16 protein-coding genes are annotated in these 24,659 nt (G+C 35.8%); 10 read left to right on the top strand and 6 right to left on the bottom strand.

The window, feature by feature from the left end:
• The first annotated feature begins 212 nt into the window (after positions 1-212).
• Both ACMHJ2_RS07750 and ACMHJ2_RS07745 read left to right on the top strand, forming a co-directional pair.
• Entirely contained in the window at positions 213-1,217 is a 1,005-nt protein-coding gene (locus ACMHJ2_RS07750; protein ID WP_413512382.1) for a quinone oxidoreductase family protein, read from the top strand.
• Positions 1,218-1,635: 418 nt separating this feature from the next.
• Positions 1,636-2,124: a hypothetical protein gene (locus ACMHJ2_RS07745; RefSeq protein WP_413512381.1), complete on the top strand. Its 489-nt coding sequence runs from the start codon at positions 1,636-1,638 to the stop codon at positions 2,122-2,124.
• A 116-nt stretch (positions 2,125-2,240) separates the two neighbouring features.
• On the opposite strand, the gene punC is transcribed toward ACMHJ2_RS07745, so the two are convergent.
• Positions 2,241-3,425: a purine nucleoside transporter PunC gene (gene punC / locus ACMHJ2_RS07740; RefSeq protein WP_413512380.1), complete on the bottom strand. Its 1,185-nt coding sequence runs from the start codon at positions 3,423-3,425 to the stop codon at positions 2,241-2,243.
• Positions 3,426-3,762: 337 nt separating this feature from the next.
• On the opposite strand from punC, the gene ACMHJ2_RS07735 reads away from it, so the two are divergent.
• The gene (locus ACMHJ2_RS07735) at positions 3,763-6,189 is read left to right on the top strand and encodes a YfhO family protein (RefSeq protein WP_413512379.1); all 2,427 of its coding nucleotides are present in this window, start codon (positions 3,763-3,765) and stop codon (positions 6,187-6,189) included.
• Positions 6,190-6,221: 32 nt separating this feature from the next.
• Positions 6,222-7,517: a glycosyltransferase family 4 protein gene (locus tag ACMHJ2_RS07730; protein ID WP_413512435.1), complete on the top strand. Its 1,296-nt coding sequence runs from the start codon at positions 6,222-6,224 to the stop codon at positions 7,515-7,517.
• 33 nt (positions 7,518-7,550) lie between these two features.
• Here ACMHJ2_RS07730 and uvrA read toward each other — a convergent pair whose 3' ends face one another.
• Complete coding sequence (gene uvrA, locus ACMHJ2_RS07725; RefSeq protein WP_413512378.1) at positions 7,551-10,361, bottom strand: excinuclease ABC subunit UvrA; 2,811 nt, start codon at positions 10,359-10,361, stop codon at positions 7,551-7,553.
• Between the two features lie 224 nt (positions 10,362-10,585).
• On the opposite strand from uvrA, the gene ACMHJ2_RS07720 reads away from it, so the two are divergent.
• A complete protein-coding gene (locus tag ACMHJ2_RS07720; protein WP_413512377.1) occupies positions 10,586-11,170 on the top strand; it encodes a sigma-70 family RNA polymerase sigma factor in 585 nt (194 codons plus the stop codon).
• A gap of 48 nt (positions 11,171-11,218) precedes the next feature.
• On the top strand, positions 11,219-11,374 hold the full coding sequence (locus tag ACMHJ2_RS07715) for a hypothetical protein (protein WP_413512376.1): 156 nt from the start codon (positions 11,219-11,221) through the stop codon (positions 11,372-11,374).
• A gap of 18 nt (positions 11,375-11,392) precedes the next feature.
• Here ACMHJ2_RS07715 and ACMHJ2_RS07710 read toward each other — a convergent pair whose 3' ends face one another.
• Positions 11,393-12,064, bottom strand: coding sequence for an endonuclease III domain-containing protein (locus ACMHJ2_RS07710; RefSeq protein ID WP_413512375.1), 672 nt, complete (start codon positions 12,062-12,064; stop codon positions 11,393-11,395).
• Between the two features lie 325 nt (positions 12,065-12,389).
• Between ACMHJ2_RS07710 and ACMHJ2_RS07705 the strand changes: the two genes are divergently transcribed.
• Positions 12,390-13,484, top strand: a complete 1,095-nt coding sequence (locus ACMHJ2_RS07705; RefSeq protein WP_413512374.1) for a hypothetical protein — start codon at positions 12,390-12,392, stop codon at positions 13,482-13,484.
• A 90-nt stretch (positions 13,485-13,574) separates the two neighbouring features.
• Here the strand turns inward: ACMHJ2_RS07705 and ACMHJ2_RS07700 are convergent, their stop codons facing one another.
• Complete coding sequence (locus ACMHJ2_RS07700; protein WP_413512373.1) at positions 13,575-14,297, bottom strand: FAD-binding oxidoreductase; 723 nt, start codon at positions 14,295-14,297, stop codon at positions 13,575-13,577.
• 382 nt (positions 14,298-14,679) lie between these two features.
• Between ACMHJ2_RS07700 and ACMHJ2_RS07695 the strand changes: the two genes are divergently transcribed.
• On the top strand, positions 14,680-19,809 hold the full coding sequence (locus ACMHJ2_RS07695) for an MBG domain-containing protein (protein WP_413512372.1): 5,130 nt from the start codon (positions 14,680-14,682) through the stop codon (positions 19,807-19,809).
• A gap of 85 nt (positions 19,810-19,894) precedes the next feature.
• A complete protein-coding gene (locus tag ACMHJ2_RS07690; protein ID WP_413512371.1) occupies positions 19,895-20,755 on the top strand; it encodes an outer membrane beta-barrel protein in 861 nt (286 codons plus the stop codon).
• A gap of 145 nt (positions 20,756-20,900) precedes the next feature.
• On the opposite strand, the gene ACMHJ2_RS07685 is transcribed toward ACMHJ2_RS07690, so the two are convergent.
• Complete coding sequence (locus ACMHJ2_RS07685; RefSeq protein ID WP_413512370.1) at positions 20,901-22,067, bottom strand: MFS transporter; 1,167 nt, start codon at positions 22,065-22,067, stop codon at positions 20,901-20,903.
• A gap of 97 nt (positions 22,068-22,164) precedes the next feature.
• Here ACMHJ2_RS07685 and ACMHJ2_RS07680 point away from each other — a divergent pair, with 97 nt between their 5' ends.
• A complete protein-coding gene (locus ACMHJ2_RS07680) occupies positions 22,165-23,010 on the top strand; it encodes a helix-turn-helix domain-containing protein (protein ID WP_413512369.1) in 846 nt (281 codons plus the stop codon).
• 65 nt (positions 23,011-23,075) lie between these two features.
• On the opposite strand, the gene ACMHJ2_RS07675 is transcribed toward ACMHJ2_RS07680, so the two are convergent.
• Positions 23,076-24,650, bottom strand: coding sequence for a DHA2 family efflux MFS transporter permease subunit (locus tag ACMHJ2_RS07675; protein WP_413512368.1), 1,575 nt, complete (start codon positions 24,648-24,650; stop codon positions 23,076-23,078).
• Positions 24,651-24,659: the final 9 nt, after the last annotated feature.

Below are 24,659 nucleotides of genomic sequence, written 5' to 3'. Positions count from 1 at the left end.
CTCTCTGTCACAATCTCTCCTTTTCCTATTTCTATCCACTAGGTTGTAACCCGCTTTCAAGGGTATTTGTTATTCCATTTGTTGTTTTAGAGGACCTCTTTTTTTCGCTATATACGATTGAAGAACGAGGCAAAAGAAGGTGTCCTTTGTTTGAAGCTGTTTTTAATTTATTAAATTTGTTCATCATAAAGACGAATTAAAAACCACTACAATTGAAAGCTATTACACTAAATAACTTTGGAGGTGTTGAAAATTTTGAGCTTCAAGAATTTGAACAACCAAAAGTCAATAATGAAGATGTTCTTATTAAAATTAGAGCAACAGCATTTAATCCAATTGATTATCAAATGCGACAAGGCTCTACGGAAAGTAAACTGCTAAAATCTCCAATTTTAGGGAGAGAACTTTCTGGAGAAATAGTGAAGCTTGGCAAAGAGGTGAACTTTTTTAGTATTGGTGATAAAGTTTCTGCTTATGTGGGAAGTTTAGCTTCCAATGGCACTTATGCAGAGCTTATCAGTGTACCTGCAAAATTAGTATCAAAGAATCCCGATAAACTAAGTTTTGAAGAGGCGGCGGCCATACCTATGGTCGGGATGACAGCTTTGCAAGGTTTTAATCGGGTCACTATTCCGAAAGATAAACCAATCTTCCTAACAGGAGGAGCTGGAGGCGTTGGAACTATTCTTATTAAGCTGTTATTAGCCAACGGAAATACAAATATCTATACAACTGCGGGCAATAAAGATAGCATCAATCATTTGAAAAATATTGGAATTAGCGAAAACAACATCATCAATTACAAAGAGGAAGATTTAATTGAGGTGTTACGTAATAAGGTTGGCCACTTTGAATATGTAATAGATTTGGTTGGAGGTAAAATGTCTGAAATAGCCGCAGAACTTGTTGCTGTATTCGGCATGTATATGGATGTAACTTTTCTTGCAACAGAAAAAGCCAAAGAGCAATTATTTGATAAAGCCACGACTATTCTAAATATTGCTAACTATGCACCAGCATTGAAAAATAGCGAGACAAGATTTGAATATTATGGAAATGCGTTACGGGAGCTTTTTGATAAAATCGAGAAAGATATCATAAGTCCAACAAAAATAAATATTGTCGGAAAATTGAGCGTTGAAACTGTTCAAAAAGCACATCTAATGATGGAAAATAACCAGACAAATGGGAAGAAATTAATAATGATAATCGAGTGAAATTGTTAGCTGATGTAGATTCAGATTTGCACTTTTCTTTTTTACTATCAATCCACAAGCGGTGCTTACCTGCTTTTTGATATTTAAAACAAGCATAAGGGGTTTATAAACGGTCATTGCATACCTAGATTTTGTTCTTTCTTTTTTTTGTTTTCTATTTCTATTTGTTTGTTTATGAAGTCAATACAAAGGCTATCGAAGTGATTAAATTTTTCGCAAGATATAGGAACTATTGTTTTAAATACATTTTAAGCGATATTAAAGGCGTTTGTGTAAAAATATAATTTAAAATAAGAACTAAAAATAATTATACTTATATTTGTTAACATAATTAAACTAATTTTAATTAAAAATAAAGAAACAAAGGTGGTTGATACACGTTTTCTGGTTTTAGGACGTTATAAGTATAAAGTAAAGGATGAAAAGGATATATTATTTTTTGATGTTGGGATTAAGTCTTGTATTGGTGCAATGCCAAGGAGATAAAAAACAAGAGACAACAGCATTTGCGGAGCAAAAGGATGAAATTAGACTTTATAAAGCAAATGAAATTCCCTATGAAGAAAACAAAGGGTATATACTAAAAAATCAGTTGCACAATAATGGAGTACAACATGTTAAAATTACCAGCAAAGCACAGTTTTCTACTTTGTTTGATCCAAATACAGCCTTAAAAGAGTTGAAAGAAATTGACTTTTCAAAGTCTTTTGTCTTGGCTTTGGTGGGGATTCCAAGTAAACTAGAAACTGCATTTTCTATTAAAAGTGTAAAAGAAAAACAAGATTCTATTGAATTGATGTATTGTTTAGAAGAAGAGGAAATAGAATTAACTAAGGCGATATATCCCTATACCATTCTGGTTTTAGATAAGAAATTCAATAAAGATGTTCATTTTTTAATTGAATAAAAAAATAGGGTGGTGAATAGAACAGAAAGCTAATTCCCTTTAAAAGCTGAATAAAAACGAGCAAAGGACTTTTCTACATAGAAAAGTCCTTTGCTCGTTTTTATGCGTTTGTAGTATTAGTTCCTTTTCTTTGTCCAAGTTAAAGCCCAAATAGCAAATGGAATTGTTCCAACCATGACTAAAGCAGTGGAAAATAAGGCTTCTTTCGAAAAGAAAGAGACAATAGCACTAGCAATGAAACACATACCCAATTGAATGGTGTTTTGAAGAGCAGCTGCTTTTCCAGAATGGTTTGGAAATAGTTTAAGCGCTTCAGCTACCACAATAGGATAACAAGCGCCATTGGCTAAGGCCATAAAACAGAAAGGAATTAGCAAGCTAGTTAGCGTAGGGGTAGTGAAGATGGCTAAAGCGGCAACTATTACAATCGACACGGAGAATAAGCAGATGAAATAAGCCACCAATTTTGTGCCGTCTATTTTTGGAGCTAGGGTTCGATATCCAAAACCACCAATTAAAAACGCAATGGTTTGCGGTACAAAGCTAAAGCCAATTTCTGCTTCACTATATCCCATTTCTTTTAAAAAGAAAGGTGATCCTGTTAACCAGGCAAAGAAGGCGGCTGAACAAACAGCAAAAATCATTACATTACCTAGATAGGATTTTGATTGTAATAGGGTCCAGTACGATAGCGGTTTCACTTCTGGACGATCATCCACAGTTGTTGTTTGTGGTTTTGTTTTATTCTGAATAGTTAATGTATACAGCATAAGTGCAATAGCAAGAATTGCGAGGGTAATGAAAATAGATCGCCATCCGAAGTGCTCCAGTAAATAAACGCCTAATAAAGGAGCTAAAGCAGGGGATAATGCAACCAAAGGCATGATGGTGGCAAAAACGCGATTGGTTTGCTCCGAAGGGTATCTTTCAATAACCAAGGCCTGCCAACTCACTGCAGCAGCACAAACACCGATAGCTTGTATTAAACGCAAGATTAAAAAAGCAGTAACACTAGATGTAAAATAGATAGCCAAGGAGGAAAGGGTAAAAATACTTAGCCCCATGAGGATTGTTTTGGGCTTTCCTACTTTATCCGAAATGGGTCCCCATAACAACTGAGCGATGGCATAACCCGCTAGAAACAAACTCAACGTGGCGCTAATATTGCTTTTTGTAGTATTCAAATCTAGGCGCATTTTTTCAAAGGCAGGCAAATACATATCTGTGGCTAAGAAACCAATAATACTTAGGCCTGTTAAGTAGATTAAAAAGGGTAAATTATTTTTGTTATTTTGAGACATAGCATTAAAATTTATCAAGGGGCAAAAGTACAGCAATTCTGGGGGCTTTCTGTCCTTTGTAAACGTTAAGTTTGAAAGAGTGTTTTTCTAATATTTAATTGAATCATACCCAGTCCTTTGCTTAAATTAAATATGAAATAAGAAGGAGTTCTCTTGGGTATATTTATAATTTTTACTAGAAATTAGTAGGGTGTACTCAAAAAAGTAAGGAGGAAATGCCCCCATTTTATTCTATTCCTTTGGGTAGTATTCTCAAAAAAATCTTGATATCTAACCTTAAAAATACTTACTTTAGCTAATTGAACAGAATTCAATCATCGCAAAGTAATTTTATAGCATGGATGCAGTAAAAAAGTATGTACCACATCTTTTAGTGTTGGTAGGTTTTATCGTAGTGGCTTTACTCTATTTTTCTCCTGTTTTACAAGACAAGGTTATTTACCAGTCTGATATTGTACAGTATACGGGAATGGCAAAGGAGCAAAACAATTTTAGAGCGGAATTTAACGAAGAGCCATATTGGACAAATAGTGCTTTTGGTGGAATGCCAACCTATCAATTAGGTGCTAAATATCCTTTTAATTTTGTTAAACACTTAGATTCAGCTATTCGTTTTTTACCGAGACCTGCGGATTATTTGTTCCTATATTTCTTGGGTTTTTATGCATTGATGCTCACTTTAGGTGTACGTCCTTTAAAAGCTTTTATAGGCTCTTTAGCATTTGGGTTTTCGACCTATTTAATTATTATTTTAGGTGTAGGACATAATGCGAAAGCGCATGCGATTGCCTATATGCCTATGGTGGTAGCAGGGGTGTTACTTGTATTTCGCAAAAAATATGTGATTGGAGGAATTCTAACGGTAGTTGCAGCGGCTTTAGAAATAAGTGCCAACCACTTCCAAATGACCTATTACTTACTCTTATTCCTTTTGATTTTAGCTGGAGCTTATACCTATCAATATATTAAAGCAAAAGATTGGAAAGGCTTAGGCATCGCTTATGCTATTTTAGTAGGTTCGGCTGTGTTGAGTATTGGAGCCAATGCAACCAATATTATGGCAACGGCAGAATATACCAAGTTTAGTACTCGTAGTTCAAGCGAATTGACGTATCAGCCAGATGGATCACCTAAAACATCAGCTAATGCAATGAGTTATGCTTATATTACGGAATATAGTTATGGCGTTTTTGAGAGTTTAAATGTACTAGTTCCTCGTTTAACTGGAGGAGCAAATAATGAAACGTTAGATAAAGACAACGCAATATATCGTTATTTTACTTCTATGGGCGCAGATCCGCAGCAAGCGACAGAGATGAGTAAACAAGCACCGACCTATTGGGGAGATCAGCCTATTGTGGCCGCTCCTGCCTATATTGGAGCTGTGGTTTTTTTCTTGTTTGTTTTGGGTATGTTTACAGAACAAAGAAAAATCAAATACATTTTCTTTGTAGGGGCACTTTTTGCTTTGGTTCTGTCCTGGGGTAAGAATTTTGCTTTTGTTACCAATCTCTTTATTGATTTTGTTCCCATGTACAATAAGTTTAGAGCCGTTTCTTCGATTCAAGTAATCCTCGAGATGTGTTTACCTGCTTTGGCGATTATGGGCTTATATAGCTTCTTTAAATTGGAAAAGCAACAACAACTAGATGCTTTAAAGAAAACAAGTCTTATTGCAGGTGGGGTTCTAGTTTTTCTATTCTTCATTAAAGGGACACTTTCATTTTCAGGTTTAAATGATGATTATTACCGCAATGCGTATGGTGAAATAGGACCTGGATTCATTCGCGCTTTAATAGAAGAACGCAAAGCGATGTACACAAGTGATTTGATTCGCTCTTTGTTATTGATGTTAGCCAGTGCAGTTGTCTTGTTTTTAATTGTTAAGGACAAATTGAAAGAGTTATATGCTATTGTAATTATTGGCCTTTTATTAGTGGGCGATTTGGTTATGGTAGATCGAAAATACGTGAATGATACTTCTTTTGTATCTGCAAGAAAAATGGAAGAACCCTTTGAAATTACACAAGCAGATAAGCAAATTTTGAATGACCCAACTCATTTTAGGGTATTTGATGCACAAGGAGGCTTAAACAGTGCGAAGGCTTCTTATTTTCATCAATCTTTAGGGGGATATCACGCAGCGAAACCAAGAAGAATACAGCAATTAGCGGATTATCAATTGAGCGCTAATCCGATGCCTATATTTAATATGCTGAATGTAAAATACATCATCCAGTCAGACGAAGAAGGAAGAAGTGTAGCTATGCTAAATAATGAGGTAAATGGAAATGCTTGGTTTGTCTCAAAAGTAGAAAAAGTAACAACCGCAGATGATGAAATGAAAACTTTAGGCACTATTGATACAAAAACGACGGCTATCTTTAATACTACAGCATTTACCCAGGACTTAAAAGATAGTTATGTGGTTGATTCCTTAGCCAGGATACAGTTGGTTTCTTATAAAGCGAATACGTTGAGCTATGAATCGACGAATACCCAAGCAGGGTTAGCTGTTTTTTCAGAAATCTATTATCCACACGGATGGATTGCTAAAGTGGATGGTCAAGAAGTGCCAATTGTGGCTGTTGATTATGTATTGCGTGCGATTGAATTACCGAAAGGAAAACATACTATTGAATTTACCTTTGAGCCACAAGTAGTAAAAACAGGAAGTAGAATTGCATTGGCAAGTTCAATTTTAATTCTTTTGTTTGCTCTTGGAGCCATTGGGTGGTCAGTGAAAAAGAAAAGAGAAGAATAAAAAATGCTGCATGACTTGACATGGAAAAGGAAATGAAGAAAGAAAAGAAAAAGGTATTAATCCTTTGTTATTATTGGCCTCCCGCAGGTGGGCCAGGGGTACAACGTTGGTTAAAATTTGTAAAGTATTTACCCGATTTTAATATAGAGCCCATTGTGTATGTGCCTGATGGGGCTACTTACCCTTTGATTGATACGCAACTGGAATTGGAAGTAGATCCTTCGGTTGTTATTTTGCGCAATAGGATTAAAGAACCGTATTCCCTTGCACAAAAAATGATGGGACAACGGGCACAAACGATGAGTTCAGGTATGATCCCACAAGTTCGAAATCAATCGAAATGGGATAAACTGCTCCTGTGGATTCGCGGCAATCTATTTATTCCCGATGCACGTGTGGGTTGGGTAAAACCTTCGGTAACCTATCTCGAAAACTATCTCAAACAAAACCCAGATATCGATACCCTTATTACAACAGGACCACCACACAGTGTTCACTTGATTGGTATGGAATTGAAGAAAAAGTTAAATATTAAATGGTTTGCTGATTTTAGAGATCCTTGGACTACAATAAGTTATCATAAGGAACTTAAACTATCGGTTAAGGCAAAAGAAAAACACCTGGCGCTTGAAAAAGAGGTTTTAAATACGGCGGATCATATTATCGTTACGAGTAAAACAACCCGTAAAGAGTTTGAAACCAAAACAGATAAGCCAATTGCTGTTCTAACCAATGGGTATGATATTAGTAATTTTGGCAAGGTACCCTTAGATCAAAAATTTACTTTGGCGCATATAGGTTCCTTTCTCTCTAACCGCAATCCTCGCGTATTATGGAAAGCTATTAGCGAATTGAGAAGAGAAAATCCAGCGTTTAAGGAAGCTTTTGAGTTGAAATTAATCGGAAAGATAAGCGAGGATATCCTAGCTACTTTAAAAGAGTTTAAGCTCCTTGAATGTACGGATAACAGAGGCTATGTCGACAATCAAGAAGCCTTGAGACAAATGCGTGCTTCTCAAGTTTTATTATTGGTGGAGATCGATTCAGAGGACACAAAAGCTATTGTTCCAGGAAAGTTATTTGAATATATGGCTGCTGAACGTCCGATTTTGGCCATTGGTCCTGAAGAATCGGATTTCTTTGAAATTATTCAACAAACCAATGTAGGGCGCAATGCTCTTTATAGTGAGAAAGATAAAATTAGCGAGATTTTAATGCAGTATTTTGAGCAATATCAAAAACAACAGTTGAATGTACATGCCATGGGTTTACAATATTTTGGACGTAAACGCCTGACTGAACGGCTTGCTAGTCTATTGGAAAAATAAAACAAAAAAGGAGCAATTTGCTCCTTTTTTGTTTTATTTTAATTTCTTTTTTAAGTATTTACCTGTACTAGATGCTTTGCATTTGACAATTTCTTCTGGTGTTCCAAAAGCAATCAATTGACCGCCATTTTCACCTCCTTCTGGACCAATGTCAATGATGTAATCGGCACATTTAATCAGGTCTAAATTATGTTCAATTACTAGAATTGAATGTCCCTTTTCGATGAGTGCATTCAAGGCGGACAACAATTTTTTAATATCGTGAAAGTGCAAGCCTGTTGTTGGTTCATCAAATACAAAAAGTACTTTTTCTCTGGTTGAACCAGCCAATAAGAAAGAAGCTAGTTTAATACGTTGTGCTTCACCTCCAGAAAGGGTAGAAGACGATTGTCCGAGCTGTACGTAGCCTAATCCAACATCTTGTAAGGGCTGTAAACGCGTAGCTATTTTGGTTTGGTTGTGTTGTTTAAAGAAGACTAAGGCATCATCAATCGTCAGGGTTAAAATATCATTGATATTTTTACCTTCAAAATTGACTTCTAACACTTCTTTTTTAAAGCGTTTCCCCTGACAAGTCTCACATTCTAAGTGAACATCTGCCATAAACTGCATCTCAACCGTAACGATTCCTTCTCCTTTACATACCTCACATCTTCCACCATCGACATTAAAAGAAAAGTGCTTCGGTTGATATCCTCTTAGTTTTGACGTATTCTGCTTCGAATATAAATCGCGGATTTCATCATAGGCTTTGATATACGTAACTGGATTGGAACGCGAACTTCTTCCAATTGGATTTTGATCAATGTATTCAATTTGTTTGATGTGATCAAATTTCCCCTCTAAAGCAGTAAATTGACCTGGTTTATCACTTAGTCCCGTCAGCTTTTTTTGCAAAGCGGGAAACAAAATACTTTTAACCAACGTACTTTTACCACTTCCAGATACACCTGTAATGACTGTTAAACAATCCAAAGGGAATCGAACATCAATATTTTTTAAGTTGTGCTCTCTTGCTCCAATGATATCAATATAATGTTTGTAATCGCGGCGTTTTTTGGGAACTTCTATAGCAATTGTTCCATTTAAATATTGAGCGGTTAAAGAATCCGATTTTAGGATTTCAGCAAATGTTCCTTGTGCAACGAGTTCTCCTCCAAAAGTTCCGGCTTCTGGGCCAATATCAATGATTTGATCTGCGGCTTGCATGATTTCTTCATCGTGTTCAACAATGATAACCGTATTACCTAAGGCTTTGAGCTCTTTGAGTACCTGAATTAACTTTTCACCATCTTTAGGATGTAAACCAATACTTGGTTCATCCAAAATATACATGGATCCCACCAAGCTGCTACCTAAAGAGGTTGCTAAATTGATGCGTTGAGATTCTCCTCCCGATAACGTAGATGAATTTCGGTTTAAGGTCAAATAAGATAAGCCAACATTAAGCAGAAATCCAAGGCGATTGTCAATTTCAATTAACAAGCGTTTGGCTACTTGCTTTTCGTATGCATTGAGTTTTAATTCTCGGAAGAATACCAATAGTTTTTCAATTGGCATATCCACTAAGTCAGAAATGGTAATTCCGCCAATTTTGATGTAGTTAGCTTCTTTTCTCAATCGTTTTCCCTTGCAAGTAGGGCATTTGGTTTTTCCTCTATATCTTGAGAGTAAGACTCTATTTTGGATTTTATAATTTTTGTCTTCTAGTTCTTGAAAAAAAGCAGTTAAGCCTGTAAAATATTCATTTCCTTCCCATAAGAGCGCTTTTTCTTCTGCTGTAAGCTGAAAAATAGGACGATGAATAGGAAAGTCAAATTTATAAGCATGTTGAATTAATTGATCGCGATACCAGCCCATGGATTCTCCACGCCACGGAAATATGGCATTCTCATACACTGATAATCCGGTATTAGGGAAAACAAGTTCTTCGTCTATGCCAATAACGTTGCCATAGCCATCACAGGTAGGACAAGCTCCATAGGGATTGTTAAAACTAAACAAGTGAATATTAGGTTCTAAGAAGGTAAGCCCATCTAATTCAAAGCGATTGCTAAATTCATATTGTGTTTCTCCTTCAAGGGATCGGATAAAACAGGTTCCTTTTCCTTCAAAAAAGGCTGTTTCTATTGCATCGCCCAATCGATTGTAGAATTCATCGGTATCTTTGACCACAATACGATCAATAATTAATAAGACTTCCTTTCGATCAAATTGATTGATGAGTTCTTCTTCTAAGTTGAGGAATTCATCTAAGCGAACCATTTCATTCTTTACATACAAACGCGCATACCCTTGTTTTAAAAGCACCGCTAAATAGTCTGCTAAGGAACGATCTTCATCAAATAGTAAGGGGGCTAATAAAAGCCATTTGCTATCCAAAGGAAGAGTTTTTACCCAATTCGTAACATCAGTAACAGAATCCTTTTTGACTTCCTGTCCAGAAATAGGAGAGAAGGTGCGTCCAACACGCGCAAACAACAATTTGATATAGTCATAAATCTCCGTGGATGTACCTACGGTTGATCGGGCATTGGTTGTATTTACTTTTTGTTCAATAGCAATAGCAGGAGCAATCCCTTTGATATATTCAACCTTTGGCTTATCAATACGGCCTAAAAATTGACGAGCATAAGAGGATAAGCTTTCTACATAGCGACGTTGTCCTTCCGCATATAGGGTATCAAATGCTAAGGATGATTTTCCAGAACCAGAGAGACCAGTTATTACAATCATCTGATTTCTAGGGATAACAACATCTATATGTTTTAAATTATGCAGATGTGCACCTTTGATAATAATATTCTTTTTCGGATCTAGTTTAGAAAAATCTATTTTAGACATAGGAGGTTCGTATATATAAGAGACAAAAATACGCTTTTATCTTTGTTTATGAAATGCTTTAACTGTGGAAAGAACAATTAAAATATTTAACATTTTTTTAAAACAAGTGCTTTTAACAATATATTTTACCTATATTTGCACAGTAAACTTATAAAAATCAATTGCCTATATAACACAAATACTTTTTAGAACGAAATAGAAAACAGCTATAAAAAGAATTTGTTATGGAATTAATTCAATTACCAGATGCTACGCTTGTGCAGCAGTATATAAAAGGCAATGAATATGCACTTGAAATTTTAATCAAGCGACATCAAGGAAAAATTTTCGGATTCATTTTTAGTAAATTGGATGATGTAGAATTGACAAATGATGTTTTTCAAGATACTTTTATCAAAGTAATCAATACCCTTAAAAGCGGAAAATACAACGAAGAAGGAAAATTTATTTCCTGGGTTATGCGTATTGCACATAATTTAATTATGGATCACTACCGACGCGAAAGACGTATAACGATTCACAATGATACAGAAGAAACTCCTTTTTTTAGTTTCTTAAAAGATGATTCAGATACGATAGAAGAGTCGCTAATTAACAACCAAATAATTGAAGATTTACAGCAATTAATATTGGAATTGCCTGAAGATCAGCAAGAGGTTGTCCGTTTGCGCTTATACCAAGATTTGAGCTTCAAAGAAATTGCAGAAACTACGGATGTCAGTATTAATACAGCATTGGGAAGAATGCGTTATGCAATTATTAATTTGCGAAGACTGATGGATAAAAAACAAATTTCGTTTACCCTATAATATATTCGCGATTTGTGCGTTTTAAAAGAGAAGCACAATAGATTTTTTATGAAAAAAAACTACATGACTCTTTTAACAGCAAAAGAAACCCAACTTCCAAAATCGGAGATCATTGAAAAACTAATGACCTATTCTAAAGTATGGTCTCAATTGGCACTCAGTGATTTCATGGAAAAGAAGTTACAAACTTCTAAATTAAATTAATAAAAAAAGCATCGAGACTTATTTCGATGCTTTTTTTTCTTGTTTTTTATAGTATTCGTTGAGTACTGTTTTACGGCCAATTACACTGGTTATGATATCGAGTTCTAAGTTCCATGCTCTTGCTGGAGAATATTGACGACCATACCAAACCAATTGTAGGTGTAATTTGTTCCATTGGTCTTTGGGAAATAAACGTTTGGCATCTTTTTCTGTTTGTTGCACATTTTTGCCATTAGAAAAGCCCCAACGATATAATAAACGATGGATGTGTGTGTCTACTGGAAAAGCGGGTATATCAAACGCTTGAGCCATCACTACGGAGGCCGTTTTATGGCCTACAGCAGGCATGCGTTCCAGCGCTTCCATATCAGCGGGTACTTGTCCCTGGTGTTCCTCGATCAAAATTTTAGATAAACCATAAATTCCTTTGCTCTTCATTGGCGATAAACCACAAGGGCGAATAATGTCTTGAATTTCTTCTACCGTCATTTTTACCATATCATAAGGATTGTCCGCTTTAGCAAATAAAAGAGGCGTGATTTTATTCACTCGTTCATCTGTGCATTGGGCAGATAGCAGAACGGCAATTAATAACGTATACGCATCTTTGTGATCTAAGGGTACTGGAATTTCTGGGTATATAGCATCTAAAGTTTCAAGAACAAAAGTTACTTTTTCAGTTTTAGTCATAATCAATCGTTGAATAGATAAAAAATTGTAGATGAGTTAAAGAACAAATATCGTTAAAAAAGATTAGATAGTTAGCCTTTAACTTTCAAAGCTTAGGCGCATAATTTATTCTCTCTTGTCCGTTTTTAGGAGAAGGGAGAAAACTTTATTCCCAAAGCTTGCATTAAAAGGAGAGAATTATTTATTCAATGTCATATTAATTTAACTCTATTTAATATGTTTTTGATAAAAAAAACACCTATTTAGTTCTTTTTAGTATATTATTTATTTGTTTATTATGGTTTTCTTTTAATATGTTTGGCTTATCAAATTTAAAATAAAAGTTATGAAAAGAAGTTTTCAAATTGCAGTAAGTCTGACTGTACTGTTAGGTGTTTTGGGCTTAGTCTCTTGTAGTAGTGATGACAATAAATCGGAACCTAATCCTCCAGAGCAAGGAATTGAGGTACCTACGTCTACTGAATTTAGTCAGTTGAGAACTAATGTTTTAGATAATGAAAAGCAATATACTAAAACTACAGTTGATGAAAATGGTGGATTTGGTTTTGTAAGTAAAAAAGGAGTAAAGGTTCGCGTTACTAGTTTAGGTGCGCTTACCGATTGGGCGGAGCCTGGAGATGAAGTGGAATGTACTTTTATTGAGTTGTATGATAAAGGAGTAATGGCTTTGGCTAATCGTCCTACTATGGGGATTTATCCCAATCGCGATGAATCTGGGTATTTTGAAATAGTAAAAGATGAATATGGTCGTATTTCAACCGAAGGACATCGTGCCTTTATTATTACAGGTGGAGAGTTTTACTTTGATATTAAATTGAAAGGAAAACAGGTTACGAATTATAATATTGCTATGGAAGTACCTGTTAAAAACACAAGAGGATTTCAAGAAGATATGCTTGTTTGGCAAGGGAATGTCAATGAAAAAGATGATTTGACCTTTACTGAAATTCCTATTCAAACAGAAATGGGATTTTTAAATGGAGATGAAACCAATGGAAATTATGAGTTTTTCCTAAACGGATGGAATGAATTACCTTCAGAAATTGGTTGGTCTAATATTGATAAGTATTCGGTTGTTGAAGGAGAAAAGACACAATTTTTTGTAAAAGTACCTCAAGGTTATAACTATAGCAATGCAGCTATTTATCTAGGCGTTAAAAATGAAGAAGGATTGGCTCATTTGGATGTGTTTTTAAATCACCCTGAAATTGGAGATGTATTTACAGAGCATTATGGATGGGTACCTATTGGATTGGAAGGCTATGTGTTCTTTATTTCAGTAGATCCTACTACCAAGAAGGTTGTTTATGCTATAAAAGATATTAAAGTAGTTAAAAATCAAGTTGTAGTGATTAAAGCTGAGGATTTGAAAACGGGGACTACAGAAGACGTAATTACTTTATTAAATCAAATGAGATAAGGTATTTAGTATTGATTATTTGTTTTTATTTGAAAGAGGCACAGGCATTTTTGTTTGTGCCTTTTTTTATATGATAGGCTCTATTTCCATTTATAGCCCCTCAATGCCTTCTGTCCAATACGCTCGAGTGTAAACCTTACTCTGCGTTTTATCGTTAATTACTTTTTTAAAAATTTCAATTGATTTGGCATTGCCTGTCAAGAGGAATGTTGCATTTTCCCATGCATTGGATTGAATAGGAGCCAATTGATTGATTCGTCTTTCATTGCGAAAGGTTTGATTCTTCGAAAAAACGATACTCTTCTCAATACCTAAACACGCGGGAATATCTTTATTTTCCTCCTCCAATTCAAAGAGAAATAAAAATTGATACGCTTCTTTCTGCCATTTAGGTAGTAGAGAAAGTGCTAGTCCTAACGAACTTTCATCGCCAAAGAATACATATTTGGTTGTTTGTAGCTTTAAATTAGCACTGTTTGCGCGCAAGTTGCTTATATTCAGGGTGTTTCCTAGGCGAAGCTGATTGATAAACTGTAGGCCAGGACCGCCATTTTTATGAAGATAAACAATCAATTCAAGAATATTTCTTTCTCTATCTACCTGGGCAATCGTATAGGTTCTAACTTGAGTATAGTTGAGTTTAAAACTTAAGTAGGATCCGCTAGTTATCTTGATTTTAGAAAAATTTCCTTGTAGTTGTATTTTTTTCAAAGAAGGAGATAAAAGGGCTATACTAACCACTTCTGTTAACGGTAGTTTTAAGGGTAGAATGCCTAAAAAATCGAGTATTCGTCGAAGAAGATTCGCTATCATAACTACTTTTTATTTGTTGCAAAATTAAGGTAAAAACGACGAAATAACACCAGAATAAAAGCTGTTACTAGTGGACAAAACACCGCTTTTAATTTTCTAGTTTAGACTAAACGTTTCTTTTGAATGCTTTTTTTTTATTTTAATTAACAAAACTGCGTTTCCTTATTTTCTATTTTTTATTATATGTTGTAATTTTTATTATAATAATTGATGCTATTTTATTAAAATTACTATATTAGTGTGTATTTTAAAATGATAAGCAAATAATATATTCTTCCATTCTTGTTTTTTATTAAATATTGTAAAAATTATAACTTGAATTGACCGAATCCCTTGTGTTTATTGTGTATTAAACCTAATGAAACTAACCAACAAACCGATTATGAATAAACAATTACTTTTTAAATTATTTTTGACTTTCCTGTTATTCTCCGTGCAAGTAACCAGCGCACAAACGTATACACCGCTGGTTGTTACTTCTGGTTTCAATGAGGATGTCATCGCAGAAAATAGTCCTGCGGCTACTTTTACTACGGCAGCTGTAGACGCAACAAGTACGGGTGCGAACAATGCTTTTATGACGAGGGATTATCCTGGAGCTACAGTTGGACTTCCTGTTACGGGATTAATTTCTTCAGTAGCAACGGTTACACCTGGATTAACGTTTCAGTTAGCTCCTTTTAATGGAAGTAATGCCTTGCGAATAAATGAAAATGGAGGTACAGGTACTTTTGTGCTTCAGACTCATACCTCTAAGTTAAGTAAACTATTTATTTTAGCTACTTCAGGAAGTTCTGTCTCTACCTTTACAGGAACGATTACTTTTACGGATGGTACAACACAAGCAATTAGCAGTCAGTCCGTTCCAGATTGGTATCAAACAGGCACCCCTCCAGTGGCGATTCAAGGAATAGGAAGAGTTCCACGTAGTGGAGGAAATCCAGATAATAATGCAAGCAATCCTAAGATGTTTCAAGTAACGATTGCAATTGCAGCAGTGAATCAAACTAAATTTATTCAACAAGTTGCCATTACAAAAACAAGTGCTACCAGTGGCTTTTTAAATATTTTTGCTCTTTCAGGAGAAGTAACGCCAAATTGTATTCAACCCGAAGCCTTAGGTGTAGATAATATTACACCAGCCACAGCTGATTTGAGCTGGGAAGGACTCGGAGATACCTTTGACGTCAAGTGGGGAGTTAGAGATTTTAATTTGGAGACAGCGGGTACCTTAGTCCCTAATTTTGAAAATGGGGGAACACTTTCAGGTTTAACTGCAGATACGAATTATGAGTTTTACGTTCGTCAGAATTGCGGAACTTTATTAGGAGTAAGTAGATGGTCTGGTCCATTTCGATTTTTTACGGGTTACTGTATACCAACGGGTTCAGCTAATAATGCAGATGAGATCCGAAACTTTACCTTGAGTAATTTGAATAATAGTTCGACTGCCTCAGATGGTGTTGCTGGATATAAGAATTATTCGAGTACTGTAGCACCTGCTGTTCTTGAAATAGGAACTCCATATAGGGCTTCATTAACAAGTGGTTCTGGATCTGGAACTCATGGTGCTACTATTTGGATAGACTACAATAGCAATATGATTTTTGATGCTAATGAAAGAGTTGCTTCTATCAATAATACCATTACAAGCGACGCAACGGTTAACTTTCCAGCATTTACGGTACCAGCTACGGTTCAACCGGGAATATATCGATTAAGGGTACAGTATCAACACAATAGAAATGGATCGGAATTGAATCCTTGTGGAGCATTTTCAATCTATGCAGAGATAGAAGATTATGCGGTTGAAATTAGATCGCTAGAAACTTGTTTTTTCCCTTCTAATATTCAAGTCACAGCAGTTACTAAAAATGCGGCAAAACTAACTTGGCGTGTTCCCACTCAAGGGGATACCCCAACTCTAGGATATAAAATAGAAGTTAGAACGAGTGGCGTACCGGGTGATGCAACAGGTTTAGTGAGTACGAGTACAACAACCGAACTAGAAAAAATACTATTGGCTCTAACGCCATCAACTGCATATTCTATTTATATTCAATCCCTTTGTTCAGCAACGGATTCAAGTACTTGGACTACCTTAACTTTCACTACGTTATGTAATTATCCAGAGGCTGAATTAGCTACACCAACTGAGGTATTAAGTCGTTGTGGTACAGGTTCAATTGATCTTGAAGTAACAACGCAAGGTGTAGTTCATTGGTATACATCGGCCACTTCGAATACACCTATATATACAGGAAATACGTATACAACTGGGGTTTTAACTCAATCTACTTCTTTTTGGTACGCAGTGGCAACACCTGCATCAGCACCAATTTTGACTGGGCCTCTAACCCCGTCTGTTGTGGGTAGTTCTCAAGACACTTGGACTACTGCATCTGAAGTTTATTTTACCATTATTCAACCTACTACTTTACAATCAATGGATATTTTTCCCTTAACAACCGCTCAAACGGGAAGAATGACTTTTAAGCAAAGAGGAGGAGGAGGATCAACCGTTGGAATTGTGAATTATACTACTTCGGTTAGTGGGGGTACAACTGCTCAAACGGTGGCTGTTAATTTGGAATTTCAACCAGGAACTTATGTCATTGAAACAAGTTTACCAACTGGCGGACTAAAAATAAATGCATCAGGTGCCACTTATCCTTATAGTTCAACCGTAGCCTCAATTACTGGAAATGCACAATCTTCTATTTTTTATATGGGGTATTACAATTGGAATTTTACCACAGCTTGTAAAGCACCTCGTGAAGAAGTAGCGGTTACGCTTGTACCATCTGTTGCTATAACGAATGCTGAAGTCGACGTGATGATGGGAGCTATTGCTACTTTGACGATAGAATCAACTGCGACTTCTTTTGCTATCGAATATGGTGAAGCAGGTTTTGAACGAGGAGACGGAATAGCTGTATCCGATATTACTTCGCCTTATAATTTCTCAAATTTACAAGGAGATGTTAGTTATGATGTTTATATTCAAGCTTTACCTTGTGGATCTTGGTATGGGCCTGTTACTTTTACAACCATATCAGCGGCACAAGAACAAACCATTAGCGTCAGTGATGTCGAAAAAGTATATGGTGAGAATGCTTTTGTTTGGGGTAGTTCAGATAGTGGTTTAGCTTTGAGTTATGCTATTGAAGATGAGTCTATTGCTGTTTTTAGAGAGGGTAACCTTGTAATTAAAGGGGTAGGTCAAACTAGTATTACGGCTAGTCAAGCGGGTAATGGAAGGTATTTACCAGCTCAAGAGGTCACTTTTGACTTAACCGTTACAGCGGCAGAACTAACGGTAACCGCTGCTAGTAATCAAGATAAGGAGTATGGAGCGAGTGATCCAACGTTAACCTATGCAATTACAGGGTTTAAGTATTCGGATACTTCGAGTAGTATAACAGGCGCTTTAACACGAGAAACAGGTGAAAATGTGGGTACTTACCCTATTCTTTTAGGTACTTTAAGAGGGAATACTAATTATCGTATTCGCTTTGTATCGGCTACTTTTGCTATTACAGCTGCGGAGCTTCATGTTTCTGTTGATGCTCAAACGAAAAGCTATGGAGATTCTGATCCTACTTTAACTTATCAGGTAACAGGATTAAAAAACAATGAAGCTGCAAGTGATGTATTTAGCGGAACACTTTCGCGTCTAGCAGGTGAAAATGTGGGCTTATATGCGATAGGGCTAGGTACTTTAGAAGTAGTAAATAATTATACCTTAACATTTAATGCAGGTGAATTAGCAATTACGGCAGCAGAATTATCTATTGTTCCAACTGTAAATCAACAAAAGATCTATGGGCAAGTAAATCCGATTTATTCATTTACAGCTACAGGATTTAAATTTGAGGATACGATTGCTTCTGCAATTCAGGGAACATTAGGTAGATTAAATGGAGAAAATGTAGGCTTATATTCCTATATCCAAGGGAGTATACAAGCTGTATCAAACAATTACACCTTTAGAATAGTTGGTGAAGAGAAATTTAAAATCACACCCGCTGCTTTACAGGTTGTAGTTAATGAGAATCAACAAAAATTATATGGTCAAGCGGATCCTGTTTTCACGTATTCAGTGGAAGGATTGCAACGTGGTGATCTTCCTTTTCAGGTATTTACAGGAAATTTAACCCGTCTGCCTGGGGAAGTATTGGGCTTATATCCAATTGGTCAAGGAAGCTTAGTTCCTCGAGCAAATTATACGTTAGCTACTTTTAGTGGTGCAGATTTCAAAATTATAAGTGGAACTATTCAAGGATTGACGCTACCTTCTAAATCGTATATTTATGATGGAAACCCTAAAGCCTTAGTTGTGGAGGGAACCCCATCTACTGATGTAACAATCACGTATACAAATAATAATCAAACGGATGTGGGTAGATATGCAGTAACTGCACGAATTGAATCGGGTTCAAATTATGAGCCTTTGATACTAACAGCTGTATTAACAATAACTAAAGCAGATCAATCTATCGCTTTTGAAGCTCCTTATCAAGTAATTTTAGAAGATACACCAACACTGCAACTAACCGCTACGGCAAGTTCTTCTTTACCTGTATCTTATACCATTAACGAGGAACAAACGGTTGCTACAGTTACAGCATCAGGACTTGTACGTTTCTTAACTCCTGGAGTAGTTACCCTAACGGCCAATCAAGCGGGTAATGCCAATTACAATGCTGCAACTCCCGTTTCTAGAAAGATAGAAGTAATTAGCAAAGATGCGTCGATTCTAAACTTAATCATCGATGGGGTTTCCTATGGTAAAGTGGAAAAGGAAGTACAGGTTATTATTGGTTGTGATACGGCACAAGACAAAGTTATTCTCGAGGTAGAAACAGTGCTAGGAGCCGAAGTTACACCTTCAAATTACATTGAAGTTCTCGTTCCTGAATATGGTCAATATGAACAAATAATCAAAGTTAAATCCATGTATGGCACGGAGGAAACGTATCGAATTCTTATTGAAAAACGCATACCAACAGACCAAATTGTCTATCAGAAATACGATAATGTATTGTTGGTAAATAACAACAAACAAACCAATGGCGGCTATGTATTTAGTGCCTATCAATGGTTTAAGAATGGAGAAGTAGTTGGCAATCAGCAAGCGTATTCAGCTGGAGATGATAAAGCGAATACGTTAGAAGTAGGTGCAACCTATCACGTTGCATTGACTTTACACAATGGCAAGAAAATAATGAGTTGCCCGATTTACATTGAAGCATCATCCCAAGAGAGTTTAAGCGTATATCCAAATCCAGTGCGAAAGAATCAGCTCTTGTATGTTAGTTTGGATCAAAAAGAGCAAGAAATAACAAGCTATGTGATTTACAATTTAAAAGGACAAACGATTAAACGTGGAGAATTACAACCTGGAAATTCAAGTATTGAAATTCCTACAACGGTGTCTTCTGGTTCTTATTTCTTAGTGTTAAAGGGCAGTGGAAAACAACAAAGCGTTCAATTTATTGTTAAAGAATAATTGATTTAACTTGTACTAAAAGAAGGGTTCGAACGCTACTGAACCCTATCTTTTAAAGCTAATTTATAATCTAATAAGATAAGATATGAGAAAATATATAAGTGTTTTAGCCTTTGGTCTTTTACTGGGAAGTTATCAGCACGCACAAGCGCAGTTTAGCCGTTACTATTTTAAAAAACACGAAGTAGGTGTGAGTTTAAAAGCAGGTGTTCTCCAAAATTATGGCAGTTTACCAGATCAATTTTCAGCAGATTTTAAATTTAATACCGCTGTAGGCCTCCAATATGATTATTATGTAAATCAGAAATGGAGCTTAGGACTAGGGGCACAATACGCTATGCAAACGGTTGATTTTACAGCGACTAATTTAAAAGGTCAAAGTGAAAAAACCGATTGGGAGAATCAAAATTTTATCTTTCATTATGACGGTAAAAACTACAAAGAACAATGGAAAGTAAATCAAGTGAATATTCCACTTACGGTTCAATATGTTGGAGAAGGAGAGATGAGTTTGTATGTGCGAACAGGTATCCAGTACTCTTTAGTTATGAGTAGTAAATCAACACTTACTTGGAATAATTTAGAGACTTATGGGTTTTTTCCACAATATAATTTAGAATTGCATAAACCTCCATTTGCGGGCTTTGATTCTCAAGATGAAGCAGAATACAAACCTGATTTAGATTTAAAAGATAGATGGGCCTGGATTGCTGAAATAGGCTTTAAATACAACATCAAGGACAATCAAAATTTGTATATAGGTGCCTATTTTGATTTAGGTTTAAACAATCAAAAACCGTCTGTTAATGAAACGAAAGAAAAAGTAATTGATTATAGACCAATAGAAAATGATGCACTTGAATATAACAGTATACAACAAGGTTCCAAAGCTGTTTTTAAAAACTATAACTTTGGTATTCAATTGCGTTATGGTATTGGATTATAATATATATAAGGAAAATAGCTTTTAATTGGCTAGTAATAAAAAGAGAGGCAACTAAAACACTGTTTTAGTTGCCTCTCTTTTTTTATCTCTCCAACAGTCGTTATAAGTAGCTCTATCACATGGATAAAAATACAATACTTCTATGTTACAATCGTTTTTTGCTACTTAACCAAACAATCGCCAAAGCGAGAATACTCCAAGTTATCATTTGCAAAAGTGCGAGATTCCAACCGCCTATAGACCAGCTCCATAAACCAAAAAAAGTTCCAATTCCAGCTCCTAAAAAATAAGTGGTCATATAAATGGTATTTAAACGACTATGTGCGGTTTCATCTAAGGAGTAAATACGCGTAAAATTGGTGATTTGTGTAGCTTGAACCCCAATATCTAAAAAGAAAATGGCTAGGATTAATACAAAAATTGAATGGGGAAAAATAAGAAGAGATACTAGACTAAGTAGAATCATTCCCACGGTAAGGGTCAGATTCTTAAAGATACTGCCTTTTTCGGCTAATTTTCCGAAATAGGGAGCTACTAAAGCCCCTCCAATCGCTATTATACCAAATCCCCCAATGGTTGAAGCAGAAAAGGAGAAAGGTTCACCACTAAGGTGAAAGGTCAAGGTTGTCCAAAAAGAGCAGAAAACCCCAAAAGTAAATGCTCCTAATAACGCAGCTTGTCGTAAAACTTTAAATTGACGAATTAGGGCTAAAGTAGATTTTAATAAACTGAGATAAGTTCCTTTAAAAGCACCTGGAACTTCGGGCAATATTAGCCATACTAAAATACTACTGCAAGAAACAAGGACAGCCGAAAATAGAAATACACTGGGCCATCCCCATAGATCCGTTAACCAACCACTCAATAGGCGAGAACCCAGTATACCGCATAAGATTCCACTAAATACAATACCCACATTTTTCCCTCTATTTTCTTTGCCTAACGTAGCAGACATAGGCAAGATGATTTGGGCGGGTGTAGAACCTACTCCTAGTAGAAAGCTTAAAATTAATAATAGCGTCAGATCTTTGGTATTGGCTATTACTAGTAAGGTAAGGATTAAAAAGAAAGACAAGAGTAAAATTAATCGCTTGCGATTTAATTTATCCCCTAAAGGCAATAGAAAAAACATCCCTAATCCGTATCCCAGTTGAGCCAGCATGGCCATTTTACCAACGGACTCTTCCGATTTTCCTAAATCTTCCGCTATATTTTTTAAAATAGGTTGACTGTAATATACATTGGCTACAATAGCACCTGCACAAAAGGCCATACTGGGAATTATCCATTTATTGGTTCTGTTTTTAGACATAGATCAAGATTGAATTTGGGAACAAAAGTAGCAGAGACACCTTACTTATAAATGTATAAATAGTTCTATTTTTGGTATTTTTAGCTATTTTTGACACATGAAACTCATTCAATTTGAACCTTTATTTTTTCGGGATTTTCAAACGGATACTTGGCCATTTCCCTTACACAACCACAACCATTATGAGTTGATGTATATTCGCTTTGGAAAGGGCGAACATTGTTTGAATGGCATAATTTCTACGTATGATACGGGGGATATTTTTTTCTTAAGTCCAGAAGATGAACACCGTTTTACTATTCAAGAAAAAACGCACTTTAGTGTAATTAAATTCCTCCCAGTTGTACTGAAAGGAGGGATGAATACTTGTCCTACTGATTTTTGGGACAATTTGCTTACTACTTTAGCAAGAGGTATACAAGGTCAGTTAAAAGCAAGCACACAAAATTCGAATACAGAAGTACGACATATTGTTGAAATTTTAATTGCTACTTGGCGAGCTGCTAATGAAAAGCCTACCGAGTTGCATGCCAATTTATTGCGCAGTCTCTTATTGCTTTTAGCTAAGGATATACCTAGTGCTGTTGAAAATTCAATTGATGACTTAGCACAGTCGACACTTAGTAGGATCCAAAATTACATTCACTCTAACATCTATCAGCCAGAAAAACTCACTGTGCAAGCCTTAAGCCTTACCTTTAAACGGTCAGAATCAGGGATAAAAACGCGCTTTAAAAGAGAAATGGGAATGTCCTTACGCGATTATATTAGTGCTTTAAAAATACAATTAATTAAGGAGCAGTTGGAACACAGCGGTCATACAATTACTGAGATCGCACAAGATTTTAGTTTTACGGATTCGAGTCATTTGTATCGTTTTTTCTTTAATCATGTGGGGATGGCACCCAATGAATTTAGAAAAAAAGTAAAGGCTAATAGCTAAATTAGCCCACTATTTATACACAAACAGAGCCCCTAGGAGCTCTGTTTGTGTATAGTAGATTAAGATTAATGTCCTGCGCCTGCAATTATTTTTCCTGCACCTTTTTTGATTAAGATGAGAATAAAGGGAATACAAATTAAGAATAAAATACCTAAAAACATGAATACATCCATATAGGTAAGTACTGATGCTTGTTTGGTAACTCCTAAATCTAACAGGGTATAGGCCTTTTGTAGGGCTTCATCTGCTGTAAATCCTTTGGTTATAAAAGATTGCTGTAAGGTAGCCACTCGGTTTTGTACTTCTAAAGAAGCGGAGTCCAAATGACTGACTAAATTTAAACGATGATTTACGGTCCATCTGGAAATAAAAGTAGTAATTAAAGCAATACCAAAAGAACCTCCTAATTGACGCATCATTCCTGTAAAGGCTGCTCCTTCGCCAATTTGTCTGTTGCGCAAATTCGATAAGGAGAGCGTTGTAATCGGTACAAATAATAACCCTAAACCAATACCACGCATCACTAAAGGCCAGAAAAAATGTTCACTTCCTGTATCTGGTGTTAGAATATTATGTGCCCAGAAACTATAGATAAAAAACACTAAGAATCCTCCGGCTACTAAGTATTTTGGTGGAACTCCACGTTGCAACATTCGCGCAATAAAAGGCATCATTAGAGCGGTCATTAAGGAGCTAGGAACCAATAGCATACCTGCATCTGTAGCTGTCCATCCTAAAATGGATTGGGTATAGATGGGAATGATAAAAGTAGATCCATAAAGTCCAAATCCCAAAATAAAAGATAATACGGTACCAATTGCAAGGTTAGAATCTTTTAAAACACGCAGGTTTACAATAGGCTTTTCACAGGTTAATTCTCTCCAAATAAAGAAAAAGAATCCTAGAACGGAGCTTATTGACAAAGTTAGAATGGTTGTATTTTCGAACCAATCATCTTGTTGGCCATGTTCAAGTACGTATTGGAGCGAACCAACGGCAATTGCTAGTAAGATAATACCTAAAAAATCAACCTCTCTTAATTTGCTCTTTTCAGCATATCTTGGACTTTTTACATAGAGTATCGTTAAGATAGTTGCTATAATACCTATCGGAATATTAATGTAAAAGATAAAAGGCCAAGAGTAGTTGTCGATAATATAGCCTCCTAAAGGGGGACCTAAAGTAGGACCAACAATTACTCCCATACCGTAAATTGCTTGTGCGACACCTCTTTTTTCAACGGGATAACTTTCTGTAATAATCGTTTGAGAAGTAACCAATAAGGCTCCTCCACCTAAACCTTGAATAAAACGAAAGAGAATAATCTCCCAAAGTGTGGTAGAATACCCACATAAAAAGGAGGCAACCGTAAAGATGATGATCGAAGCGGCAAAGTAATTGCGTCTTCCGAATTGTTGTGAGAGCCAGCTCGTCATCGGCACAACAATTACATTGGCAATGGCATAAGCAGTAACTACCCATGCAATATCGGTTAGTGATACTCCGATACTCCCTTTCATATCATTCATGGCTACATTGACAATTGTAGTATCTACAATTTCTAGTAAGGCACAAAGAATGGCTGTAATGGTTATGATTATTCGACGATAGCCATGTTCTACTAAGCTTTCTTCATTCATAATTTCTTA

Origin of the sequence: Myroides odoratus, from assembly GCF_965118575.1 — a bacterium.
GTDB classification, from domain to species: domain Bacteria; phylum Bacteroidota; class Bacteroidia; order Flavobacteriales; family Flavobacteriaceae; genus Flavobacterium; species Flavobacterium odoratum_B.
This window is presented reverse-complemented; position numbering and strand designations above follow the sequence as displayed.